This is a genomic window from Microbacterium sp. USHLN272, assembly GCF_037149655.1.
GTDB classification, from domain to species: Bacteria; Actinomycetota; Actinomycetes; order Actinomycetales; family Microbacteriaceae; genus Microbacterium; species Microbacterium galbinum.
In genome coordinates this window covers 2,103,247-2,115,632 of record NZ_JBBCRA010000001.1, presented here as the reverse complement: position 1 = coordinate 2,115,632, position 12,386 = coordinate 2,103,247, and the positions used below count along the sequence as shown (strand labels likewise).

The following is a 12,386-nucleotide window of genomic DNA, read 5'->3' as shown; positions in this document are numbered from 1 at the left end:
GAAGGCGTGCACAGCGCCTGAGGGGTCAAGACACGCCGTCATCGTCCGCTCGGGCACGGCGTGTCCTGACCCCTCGCGAGGACGACACGCAGGTACCGCGACTAGCCTGGCGCGCATGACCGAGAACAGCGACCTGACCGACGCGAGCACCTTCGACCTGGCCGAGCTCTCGATCGGATTCCTCGCCCCGCCCGAGGTCTTCGACGAATTGCACCGGCGCGTGCAGGAGATGCTCGAGACGGATTTCGAGAACGTGGTGTGGGAGATGCACATCCGCGAGAACCTCACCGACGACCCCGACCACCGCGAGAACTATGCCGGCCTCTACGAGCAGGTCGAGATCGAGGAGAAGCACGGCTTGCTGGGCAAGCCCGTCGACTCCTGATCGTGAGGGGTCAAGACACGCCCCGAGCGTGCGGCTCGGCACGGCGTGTCTTGACTCCTCACCGATAGGAACTCAGTCCCTCCGGCGGAAGAACCTCGCGCGGGCGGCGGCATCCGCCGGGGTGTAGACGACCAGCTGGATGTCGGTCTGGTCGGACGGCCGCAGCTGGTGGTGCTCGAACACGAGCCTGCCCAGTGACGGATGCCGGAACACGCGTTCGCGCGATTCGAACCCCCGCACGTCGTGGCTCTCCCAGCGTTCGCGGAACTCCGGGCTCGCCTCCATCAGGCGACCGACGAGGTCGCGATAGCGCGGATCACCGAGTCGCGGCCCCGCCTCGGCGCGGAACTCGGCGAGGAAGCGGCGGCTGGTGTCGTCCCAGTCGTCGAGCAGGTCGCGCACGGCGGGGTCGGTGAAGATCAGCCAGAGCAGGTTGCGCTTCTCGGGCGGGGTGGTGGCGACGTTCGGATAGAGCGCCTCGTAAGCGGCGTTCCACCCGGCGACGCCCCAGTCGGGCGCGAGCGCGTAGGCCGGGTGCTCCTCCAGCGCATCGAGGAAGCGCTGCACGTGGGCCGGTGCGGTCTCGACAGCCTCACCCGTGCCGGGTCGTGCGGGTGCGAACCCGGCCAGGCGCAGCGCGTAGTCGTGCTCGGCCACGGTCAGGTGCAGCGCCGTGGCGACGGCATCCAGCACCTGCCGCGAGGGATTGATGTCACGCCCCTGCTCGAGCCAGGTGTACCAGGTGACGCTGACGCCCGAGAGGTACGAGATCTCCTCACGGCGCAGACCGATCGTGCGGCCGCGCCCCGCGGGCGGCAGGCCGTAGGCGCCGCGGTCGAGCTGCTCGCGTCGGGCACGGAGGAACGCGCCCAGTTCTCTGCGCTGCTCCTCGTCCACGGCCACAGAACAAACCTAGTGCTCTCACTACTAGTGTCAGCGCCGTCTTCCGGCATCCGCCGTGTCCCACGAAAGTGGAACCATGCCCACCCCTCTTCGTTCCCGCACCGTCACGCACGGCCGCAACGCCGCCGGAGCCCGCGCCCTCTTCCGCGCCGCCGGCGTCAACGCCGCCGACTTCGGCAAGCCGATGATCGCTGTGGCGAACAGCTTCACCGAGTTCGTGCCCGGCCACACGCACCTGCAGCCGGTCGGACGCATCGTCTCCGACGCGATCTCGGCGGCGGGCGGCATCCCCCGCGAGTTCAACACGATCGCCGTCGACGATGGCATCGCCATGGGTCACGGCGGCATGCTCTACTCGCTGCCCTCGCGCGACCTGATCGCCGACTCGGTCGAGTACATGGTCAACGCGCACCAGGCCGACGCGCTCGTGTGCATCTCGAACTGCGACAAGATCACCCCCGGCATGCTCATGGCCGCGCTGCGCCTGAACATCCCCACGGTGTTCGTGTCGGGCGGTCCGATGGAGGCCGGTCGCGCGACGCTGGTCGACGGATCGGTGCGCACCCTCGACCTGGTCGACGCGATCTCCGAGGCGGCGAACGACACGGTGTCGGATGCCGACATCCAGCGCATCGAGGAGAACGCCTGCCCGACCTGCGGATCGTGCTCGGGCATGTTCACCGCCAATTCGATGAACTGCCTCGTCGAGGCGCTGGGCCTCGCCCTGCCGGGCAACGGTTCTGTTCTCGCCACCCACACCGCTCGTCGCGCGCTGTACGAGAAGGCCGGCGAGGTCGCGGTGCAGATCACCCGTCGCTTCTACGACGAGGACGACCGTTCGGTGCTGCCGCGCGAGGTCGCGAGCTTCGCCGCGTTCGAGAACGCGATGGCGCTCGACATCGCGATGGGCGGATCGACGAACACGATCCTGCACCTGCTCGCCGCCGCCCACGAGGCCGGGATCGACTTCGGCCTCGACGAGATCGATGCGATCTCGCGTCGCGTGCCCTGCCTCGCCAAGATCGCCCCGAACCCGGCCTACGGCCGCATGTACTACATGGAGGACGTGCACCGTGCGGGCGGCATCCCCGCCGTGCTCGGCGAGTTGCGTCGTGGCGGTCTGCTGAAGGAGGACGTGAGCACCATCCACTCGGAGTCGTTCGCGGCCTGGCTCGACGACTGGGACATCCGTGGCGGAAAGGCGACCGACGTCGCGAAGGATCTGTGGTTCGCGGCTCCCGGTGGCGTGCGCTCGTCGAGCGCGTTCTCGCAGTCGGAGCGCTGGGCGGCTCTCGACGAGGACGGCGAGAACGGATGCATCCGCGATGTCGACCACGCCTACTCGGTCGACGGCGGTCTGGCCGTGCTGCGGGGCAATCTGGCCGTCGACGGCGCCGTGGTGAAGACCGCGGGCGTCGACCCGTCGATCCTGGTCTTCTCGGGCCCGGCGGTGGTGTGCGAGTCGCAGGAGGAGGCGGTCGCGAAGATCCTCGGCAAGAAGATCCAGCCGGGCGACGTGGTCGTCATCCGCTACGAGGGTCCCAAGGGCGGCCCGGGCATGCAGGAGATGCTGCACCCGACGTCGTTCCTCAAGGGCCGCGGACTGGGCAAGGTGTGCGCCCTGATCACCGATGGCCGCTTCTCGGGCGGCACCTCGGGTCTGTCGATCGGGCATGTCTCGCCCGAGGCGGCATCCGGCGGCGTCATCGCGCTCGTCGAGGACGGCGACATCATCTCGATCGACATCCCCACCCGCGGCATGACCCTCGAGGTCAGCGAGGCCGAGCTCGAGCAGCGCCGCGCGCGCCTGTTGGACGCCGGTGGCTACCGCCCCGTCGACCGTCAGCGCCCCGTCTCCCGGGCGCTGCGCGCTTACGCGGCCATGGCGACCTCGGCCGACCGAGGCGCGGTGCGCGACGTCGAGGCGGTCGAGAACGCCCTGCGCGAGCAGGAGATCCGGCGGGCGTCCGCGCTCGTCTGAACCGACGCTGAGGGGTCAGAACACGCCGCGACCCGACCCAGGCCTGCGGCGTGTCGTGACCCCTCACGGGTGGGAGAAGAGGTCCCGAGCCATCGGCCGCTCGCCCTCCGGGCCGAAGAGGTGCAGGATCTCGACCGACAGCCCGTCGGCCGGTCCGAACCAGTGCGGCGTCGCGGCGTCGAACTCGACGATCTCGCCCGGCTGCACCTCGTGCTCCTCGGTTCCGAGGATCAGTCGCAGCGTGCCTGCGAGCACGTAGATCCAGGCATGCCCGCGATGCGTCACGAGCGCGGGATCGCGCGGGCCGAGCACGTGCTTGAACGCCTGCACGCGCCCCGGATGTTGCGTCAGCGGTACGGCCACTCCCCCGGCGATCAGGCGCTGGGGTTCGAGGTGCACGCGCGGGTCACCGGTCTCGGGTGCGCCGATCAGCCGATCGAGCGACACCTCGTAGGCGCGCGCGAGCGGGATCAGCAGATCGAGGGTCGGATGCCGGTGGCCGGTCTCGAGCCGGGACAGCACGCTGATCGAGAGGCCGGAGAGCTCGGCCAGTGACGTGAGGGTGAGCCCACGCGCCCGGCGCAGCGAGCGCAGGCGCGGACCGATCGCGGCGAGAACGTCAGCGGTATCGGCATCCATCCGGCCATCTTTGCAGAAGTCGCAAACCACCTGGATCCGGTAGCCACGCGCGAACGACCATGGGACTCCCGACGATCGAAGGAGCCCCATGTCCGCCATCCCCGCCCGCCCGAGCATCCGATGAGGGCTCTGATCCTCGGTGCTCGTGGTGCCGTCGGCACCGTCGTTCGCCGCGACCTCGAGCGTGACGGACACCGCGTCACCGCCGCCAGTCGTGCCGAATCCGACGGCGCCCGTATCGATCTGCGGGGCGACCTCGCCCCGCTCGTGGCACTCGCCGCCGATCACGACGTGGTGGTCAACGCCTCGGGTATCGAGCGCTCAGACCTCGCATCCGCGACCGGCGCGACGCCGCTCGTCGACATCTCCGCCACCGGCTCCTACCTCGAGGCGCTGCGGCGGACGGCATCCGGACCGGTCGTTCTCGGGGCCGGACTCGTACCCGGTCTCAGCACGGTGCTCGCGGCATCGCTCGGCACTCGCGCGGGCGACGATCTCGACGTGCTCGTGATGCTCGGCAGCGGCGAGCATCACGGACCCGCCGCGGTCGCGTGGACGGCCGGACTCGTCGGCACCGACCTGCATCGTCCGCCCGAGGGCGGTGCCGTGCGCAACTTCCGTGAGAGCGTCCGCGCGTTCGGTCCGGATGGCCGGGATCGTCGCTACCTGCGTGCCGACTTCCCCGATCACGTGCTGCTCGGCGGGCCGGAGGCCCCGAGCATCCGCTCCTACCTGACCCTCGGGTCGGCCATGATGACCGGCGCACTCGACCTGGTCGGGCGGATGCCGTCGCTCCGGGGCGCCCTCACGGCGGCGCCTCATGTGGGAACGGATGCCTGGCACGTCGTCGCGCGCAACCGTCGCACGGGCGAGCGCAACGAGGCGTCGGGCCACGGGCAGTCGGACGCGACCGGGCGCCTCACCGCCCTCGCCGCCGTCCGTGTCGTGGAGGCGCAGCCGGCCGGCGCAGTCACCATGGCGGATCTCGTGCCGATGGCCGATGCGCTCGCCGCGGCAACGCACGCCACCGCCCCTGTTCACCTGTGAAGGGTCACGACACGCCGCTCGCGACTGCACGCCTGCGGCGTGTCGTGACCCCTCACGATCACTGTGAGCGGGTCGACGTCCGTTCGATCAGGCGCATCGGCACCACCACGCTCTCGGGTTCGCGGGTGCGGTCGCCGAGGCGGGCGAGCGCCAGGCGCGCGGCCGACCGTCCGAGCTCTTCGACGTCGCCGGTCACGACGCTGATGCCGAGCACCGTCGCCCACTCCGGGTCGTCGAAGCCGATCACGGCGGGCGGGGCACCCGTCGTCGCGATCTCCTCCATGACGCCGAGCAGCACGCGGTTGTTGCCGGCGACGATCGCGGTCGGAGGTTCGTCGAGGGCGAGCAGTTCGCGCACGCACTCGCGCGACGATGCGACGTCGTGCGCGTCGGTGCGCAGAAGCTCGCGCCAGGCGACCGGCGACCCGTCGAGCACGTCACCCATGCCGGCGAGACGGGCCCGGTAGGTGGGTAGCCAGGCGTAGTCGCCGATGAACGCGATGCGCCGGTGTCCGCGATCGATCAGATGCTGGGCGACGAGGCGCCCGCCCTCGCGGTTGTCGAACACGACGGAGTCGGCGGCGAGATTCTCGGCCGGGCGGTCGACGAAGACGACCGGGATGCCGCGGGCCTGCAGCGTCGCGTAGTCGGCGTGGTCGGTCATCGCCGAGACCGTGATGACCGCCTTGGTCTGCCGGTCGGCGAGGTCGTGCGCGACGCGCTTCTCCTGCTCGGCGGACTCGCGGGAGTTCGCCACCGACAGGTGCATACCGCGCGGGCGGATCTCGTCTTCGACGGCCTGGGCGAGAGCCGAGTAGAACGGATTGGTGAAGTCTCCGGTGATGAGTCCGAGCGAATCCGCGAGACGGCCGCTGGCGAGGAGGCTCGCGGCGGCGTTGCGCTGGTAATCGAGCTCGGCGGCTGCGGCGAGCACGCTCGTGAGGGTCTTCTCGCTGACGTACGACTCGCCTCCGAGTGCACGCGATGCCGTCTTCAGGCTCACGCCGGCGCGGGCGGCGACCTGCGCGAGCGTGGGGCGGGGTGCGGCCCCGTCTTCGTGTGGTGTCATCTGTTCCTCTACCGCCTCGAGCGATCTGCTCATTATGACGGGTCATCCGATGGGGGATGCATCTTCCGCCCACGGCATCCGCTGTGTTAGTGTCTCGATCTATGACAGCGATGTCATAAACGTCGCGCAGCCCGCCCCCCGGTATCTGCGTCAGGCGAACGACACACCGCAGTGGAGTTTGAGGAGCAACCATGACTGTTCCCCGTAAGAGGAACGCACGACCCGCAGGTCGCATCTGGGCGGCCGCCGGCGCCGCCGTGACGGTGACCCTGGCCATGCTGACGCCGCTCCCCGCGGCGGCTGCAGCAGGAGGGACGTTCTCGTCGTCCTTCGAATCGACGGATGCCGTGCCCGCACTCGCGGGCACCGGTGAAGCCGTCAACGTCACCGGCAACCGATTCGCCCCCGGCAGCATGCTGCCCGCGATCGCGCCGAACGGCGTCACGGCCTCGGCGCAGAACGCGCCGAACGAAGCCGCCGTGTTCGCCGCCGACGCCAACGCCTCGACCAAGTGGCTCGCCTTCGTCAACAAGGGGTGGCTGCAGTACCAGCTCACCGCCGCGCAGCCGCTGCAGAAGTACACGCTCACCTCGGGTGGCGATGCGCAGGAGCGCGACCCGAAGAACTTCCGCGTGCTGGGCTCGAACAACGGCACCGACTGGACCCCGGTCGACGAGCGGACCGGGGAGATGTTCACCGCCCGCGGTCAGACCCGCACGTTCGAACTGGCTGCGCCGAGCGCGCCGTTCCTCTACTACCGTCTCGACATCACCGAGAACCGCACGCCCACCACGAACCTCATCCAGCTCGCCGACTTCGAGCCCATCGCGGTGAGCGACGGCGCCCCGACCGCGAGCGACCTGCGTGTCGTCGTCGGGAACGGCCCCACGGCGTCCGACACCGCCAAGACCGGCGTCGGCTTCACCGGCACCAAGGCGCTGCAGTACTCCGGGCGCCACCTCGACGCCGGCGCCGCATCGTCGACCACGACCCTCTACGAGAACGTCGATGTGACCGTCGACGGCGACAGCCAGCTGTCGTACCTCGTCTTCCCCGTGCTCGACGGTGAGCAGACCTACGCGGCCACCTTCGTGGCCGTCGATCTCGCCTTCGACGACGGCACCACCCTCGCCGCGACCCCCGGCGTGACCGACTCGTACGGCTACCCCGTCACCGCCACCGAGCAGGGCCGCTCGAACAGGCTCTGGCCCAACCAGTGGAACAAGGTCACCGTCGACCTCGGAGCCTTCGAGGGTCGCACCGTCGAAGACATCCGCTTCACCTACTCCCACCCGGGCGCGGACGTGAAGAACATCGAGGCGCCGACCGCGGCCACCGCGTTCACCGGCTGGCTCGACGACGTCGAGATCGACGCCGCGACCCCGCTCGATGACTCCGACGGACTCGTGTCGTACGTCGACACCCGCCGCGGCACGAACTCGACCGGCGGCTTCTCCCGCGGCAACAACCTGCCCGCGACGGCATGGCCCAACGGCTTCAACTTCATCACCCCGATGACGAACGCCGACAACACCGGAACGATCTACCAGTACCAGCGCGCCAACAATGCGCAGAACAAGCCCGGACTCAACGGCATCGGCTTCTCGCACCAGCCGAGCATCTGGATGGGCGACCGCAACCAGCTCGCCGTGCTCCCCGCCGCGAACGCCAACCCGACCTCTAACCTGAACGACCGCAAGCTCACGTTCACGCACGAGAACGAGATCGCGCGGCCCGACATCTACGACGTCACCTTCGACAACGGCATCCGCACCGAGGTGACCGCCACCGACCACGGTGCGATCTACCGCTTCGAGTTCGCCGGCGACGCGAGCTCGATCCTCATCGATCAGCTCGTGAACTCGTCGAAGCTCTCGATCTCGGGCGACACGGTCAGCGGCTGGGTCGACGGCGGCTCCGGCTGGCCCGGACGCACCCGCATGTTCGTCTACGGCACCTTCGACCGCGCACCCGCGACGGCCGGCCCGACGACCGTCGGCGACCGCAACGGCACCGCCCGCTTCGCCTCGTTCGACACGACCGGTGACCGCTCGGTCGAGCTGCGCATCTCGTCGTCGTTCATCTCGCAGGACCAGGCGAAGAAGAACCACGACTTCGAACTGAAGGACGTCTCGTTCGACGACGCCCACGCCGCGGCGAAGGATGCCTGGAACGAGCGCCTCTCGGTCGTCGACGAGGTGCAGGGTGCGACCGACACCCAGCTCATCACGCTCTACTCGAGCCTGTACCGGCTCAACCTGTACCCGAACTCGCAGTTCGAGAACACGGGCACCGAGGCCGACCCGGTCTACAAGTACGCGAGCCCCGTGGCCGGCACGACCGGCTCGGCGAGCGACACCCAGACCAACGCCAAGATCGTCGACGGCAAGATCTACGTCAACAACGGCTTCTGGGACACGTACCGCACCGCCTGGCCGCTGTACTCGATGCTCTACCCCGACGTGACCGAAGAGCTCGTCGACGGCTTCGTGCAGCAGTACCGCGACAGCGGATGGATCGCGCGCTGGTCCTCTCCCGGGTACGCCGACCTGATGACCGGCACGAGCTCCGACGTCGCGTTCGCCGAGGCGTACCTCGCGGGCGCCCTCTCGACCGACACGGCACTCGAGGCCTATGACGCCGCGGTCAAGAACGCGACCGTGCTGCCGGCATCCAACGCCGTCGGCCGCAAGGGACTCGGGCAGTCGATCTTCCTCGGCTACACCGAGGCCACCACCCACGAGAGCGCGTCGTGGGGTCTCGAGGGCTACATCAACGACTTCGGTATCGCCGAGATGGCGAAGGCCCTGTCGGAGGACCCGAACACCCCCGCCGACCGCGTCGCTCAGCTGAAGGAGGAGGCGACGTACTTCGAGGCGCGCGCCGAGCACTACGGCGAGATGTTCAACCCGGAAGCGGGCACGTTCACCTCGCGCAACGCCGACGGCTCGTGGACCTCGGGCGCCGACTTCGACAAGAAGGCGTGGGGCGGTGCCTTCACCGAGGCGAGCGCCTGGACCTTCGGCTTCCACGCGCCGCACGACGTCGACGGCCTGGCCGCGCTCTACGGCGGACGCCAGGGCCTGGTCGACGTGATGCACGACTTCCTCACCGTGCGCGAGAAGGCCGACTACTCCGGCATCCACGAGGCGCGCGAGGCGCGTGACGTGCGACTGGGCATGCTCGGCATGTCGAACCAGATCGCGCACCACATCCCCTACGTGCTCGCCGAGGCGGGCGACCCCTCGGGTGCGCAGGAGCTGATCCGCGACATCCAGGACCGCCTCTTCATCGGCGACGACATCGGCCAGGGCTACCCGGGCGATGAGGACAACGGCGAGTTCTCGGCCTGGTACGTCTTCTCGGCGCTCGGGTTCTACCCGCTCGAGGTGGGCTCCGGGGATTACACGATCGGTACGCCGCTGTTCGACAGCGCGACGCTGAACATCGGCGGCAAGACGCTCGTCATCAACGCCCCCGGCGCGTCCGCGGGCAAGGACTACGTGGCGGGCGCCAGCATCAACGGCACCCCGATCACCGAGACCACCTTTGACGGCGACCTCGTCCGCGCGGGCGGAACGCTCGACTTCACGATGAGCGACACGCCCTCGGCATGGGGTGCGAAGGACCTCGGTGAGGAGCTCGACGTGCCCGCGACCCTGGTCGACGCGACGAAGGCCGGACGCGGCGTGCTGACGGCCACCGACGGAACCCCCGTCGGGTCGCTCGTCGACGACAACATGAGCTCCAACGTGGCGTTCACGGGCGACACCGCCGAACTCGTCTGGACGTCTCAGTCCGGTCCGGTCTCGATCGGCCAGTACACGCTCACGAGTGCGAACAGGGCGAACGCGCCGTCGAGCTGGACGCTCGAGGGCTCGGTCGACGGCACCACCTGGACCGAGATCGACAGCCGCACGGCGCAGTCCTTCACCTGGGATACGCAGACGCGACCGTTCACGACCGCGAACCAGGACGGCTTCACGAGCGTGAAGCTGACGCTGAAGACGGATGCCGCGACGCTCGCGCTCTCGGAGGTCGAACTGTTCGCCTCGGCATCCGCCGCCGACGGTCTCGCCATCTCGGCCGGGTCGCCGCAGCGGGTCGCGGTCGACACCGAGTTCACGGGAACCCTCGCCACGATCGTCGGGACCGAGACGGATGCCTCCGGCTACACCGTCACGGTCGACTACGGCGACGGTGTCGCGGTGACCGACGTGACGCTGACGCGCGACGACCTGGGTGGCTGGAAGGTGAGCGCACCGCACACCTTCACGAAGCCGGGCACGTACTCGGCAGCGATCACGGTGCGGGACTCGGCCGGAGCGGTGGCGCAGACCACGGCGACGGTGACCGCGTTCCGAGACGAGACGCTGGTGGGCGCCTTCAACAACGTCTGCATCGGTGACCTGGGCGTCACGGCCGCGAACTGCGACTCGCAGGGCCACGGGTACTTCCGCGACAAGATCAACGCCGACGGCTTCGTGCAGGGTCAGACCCTGACCGTCCCGAACACGACGCTGACCTACGACCTGCCGGCGATCCCGGCCGGCCAGCCCGACAACATCACGGGCGAGGGTCAGACGGTCAAGGTGTCGCTCGGCACCGGTGCCACGCAGATCGCGTTCATCGGAACCGCCACCGAGAGCAACCGCGACTCGGTCGCGACGCTGCACTTCACCGACGGCACGACGCAGCAGGTGACGATCAGCCTGGGCGACTGGGTCGGCGCATCCGGCAACCCCTACAAGGGCAACACGGTGCTGACGATCTCGGAGGGCCGCCTCTCGGGCACGGGTCCCGAGGGTTCGGTGAAGAACACCGCCATCTACGCCACCGCCGGCATCCCGCTGGCGGTCGATGGAGACGGTGCGCCGAAGGTCGTCGAGTCGCTCACGATGCCGAAGGAGGCGGGTTCGCTCAACGACGGACGCGTGCACATCTTCGCTCTCGCCTCGGACGGCGACCGCACGGCAGCAGCTCCCCTGAGCGTCACGGCCGGAACGGTCGACGGTCAGATCGCGGGCGAGGAGTTCGACGCGACGCTCGCGACGATCGCCGGTGGTCAGGGCGAGACGTCGGCACTCGTCAACTGGGGTGACGGAACTCCTGTCGCCGAAGTGACGATCGCCGACGGCGCGGTCACGGGAACGCACACCTACGCCACCGCCGGCACCTACACGGTGACGGTCACGGCCGACGACGGCGTGCGGTCGGCGGATGCGCAGCTCGAGATCGGGGTCGTCGACCCCGAGCCCGAGTACGCCCCCGAGATCCAGGTGCCCGAGGGCACGGTCGCCCCGGGAGACCGGGTGACCATCACGGGTTCGGGCTTCGCCGCCGGAGAGAACGTGTCGGTGCGCATCGACTCGGAGACCCCGGTGGTCGTGAAGGCCGATGGGAACGGTGCGATCAGTGCCGAGATCACGGTTCCGGTGGATGCCATCGACGGCGCGCACCCGGTGGTGGCGCTCGGCGACGTCTCGAAGGTCGAGGCTCGTGGAGCGGTCCAGGTGGCCGTCGACCCGACGGCCCCGCGCAACACGTCGGTCTCGCTGTCGGCCGGATCGGACGACCCGGTCGCGGGCGAGTCGATCCCGCTGATCGCGACGGTGAAGCCCGCGGGCGCCGCCGGCAAGGTCGACTTCTTCGAGGGCGACGAGATCGTCGGCTCGGCGGAGGTCACCGGTGGCACGGCCGCGGCCGACGTCACCATCGCGACCTCGGGTGCGCACACCTACATCGCCCGGTTCGTGCCGTCCGACGACACGGCGTTCCGCGCCTCGGAGTCGGCGCCGCTCACGATCGACGTGCGCGACACCCCGGTGCTCGAGGCCGAGCTCGTGATCGGAGCGTCGACCGTGCAGCAGGGTGGCACGGTGCAGGTGACCGGTCGCGGGTTCGCGTCGGGCGAGGTCGTGTCGCTGACGCTGCACTCCGAGCCGATCCACCTGACGGATGCCGTCGCCGACGAGTCCGGAGCGTTCCGACTCCAGGTGACGATCCCGACGAACGCGGAGGTCGGCGCCCACACGCTGATCGCCGTCGGAGCAGATTCCGGTCTGACCGCGGAAGGCGCTCTCACGATCACTGCCGCACCGGTCGGTGGCGGTGGCGGCGGCGACGGGCTCGCCGGAACCGGCGGAACCGTCCCGATCGCCGCGATCGCGGTGCTGCTGCTCCTGCTCGCCGCCGGTGGCGTGCTGGTGCTGCGCCGACGCCGCGTGGAGTCCTGACCCCCGCTCCACTCCCCACAGAAGCCGCCCTCCCCGCCCCCGGGGGAGGGCGGCTTCGCCTTTCTCGTGGCGGGCCCTTCGACAGGCTCAGGGACCCAGTTCCTGCGGTGAGGGGTCGAGACACGC

7 protein-coding genes are annotated in these 12,386 nt (G+C 69.6%); 4 read left to right on the top strand and 3 right to left on the bottom strand.

Annotated features, from left to right (window positions below):
• Positions 1–115: 115 nt before the first annotated feature.
• A complete protein-coding gene (locus tag WFJ97_RS10145; protein WP_336641398.1) occupies positions 116–385 on the top strand; it encodes a hypothetical protein in 270 nt (89 codons plus the stop codon).
• 72 nt (positions 386–457) lie between these two features.
• On the opposite strand, the gene WFJ97_RS10140 is transcribed toward WFJ97_RS10145, so the two are convergent.
• The gene (locus tag WFJ97_RS10140) at positions 458–1,282 is read right to left on the bottom strand and encodes a helix-turn-helix transcriptional regulator (RefSeq protein WP_247624746.1); all 825 of its coding nucleotides are present in this window, start codon (positions 1,280–1,282) and stop codon (positions 458–460) included.
• A gap of 82 nt (positions 1,283–1,364) precedes the next feature.
• Here WFJ97_RS10140 and ilvD point away from each other — a divergent pair, with 82 nt between their 5' ends.
• Entirely contained in the window at positions 1,365–3,269 is a 1,905-nt protein-coding gene (gene ilvD, locus WFJ97_RS10135) for a dihydroxy-acid dehydratase (protein WP_336641397.1), read from the top strand.
• Between the two features lie 63 nt (positions 3,270–3,332).
• Here ilvD and WFJ97_RS10130 read toward each other — a convergent pair whose 3' ends face one another.
• Positions 3,333–3,908: a helix-turn-helix domain-containing protein gene (locus WFJ97_RS10130; protein WP_336641396.1), complete on the bottom strand. Its 576-nt coding sequence runs from the start codon at positions 3,906–3,908 to the stop codon at positions 3,333–3,335.
• A 120-nt stretch (positions 3,909–4,028) separates the two neighbouring features.
• Between WFJ97_RS10130 and WFJ97_RS10125 the strand changes: the two genes are divergently transcribed.
• A complete protein-coding gene (locus tag WFJ97_RS10125; RefSeq protein WP_336641395.1) occupies positions 4,029–4,955 on the top strand; it encodes an NAD-dependent epimerase/dehydratase family protein in 927 nt (308 codons plus the stop codon).
• Between the two features lie 58 nt (positions 4,956–5,013).
• On the opposite strand, the gene WFJ97_RS10120 is transcribed toward WFJ97_RS10125, so the two are convergent.
• Complete coding sequence (locus tag WFJ97_RS10120; RefSeq protein ID WP_336641394.1) at positions 5,014–6,024, bottom strand: LacI family DNA-binding transcriptional regulator; 1,011 nt, start codon at positions 6,022–6,024, stop codon at positions 5,014–5,016.
• Positions 6,025–6,215: 191 nt separating this feature from the next.
• Between WFJ97_RS10120 and WFJ97_RS10115 the strand changes: the two genes are divergently transcribed.
• On the top strand, positions 6,216–12,260 hold the full coding sequence (locus WFJ97_RS10115) for a GH92 family glycosyl hydrolase (RefSeq protein ID WP_336641393.1): 6,045 nt from the start codon (positions 6,216–6,218) through the stop codon (positions 12,258–12,260).
• Positions 12,261–12,386 lie beyond the last annotated feature (126 nt).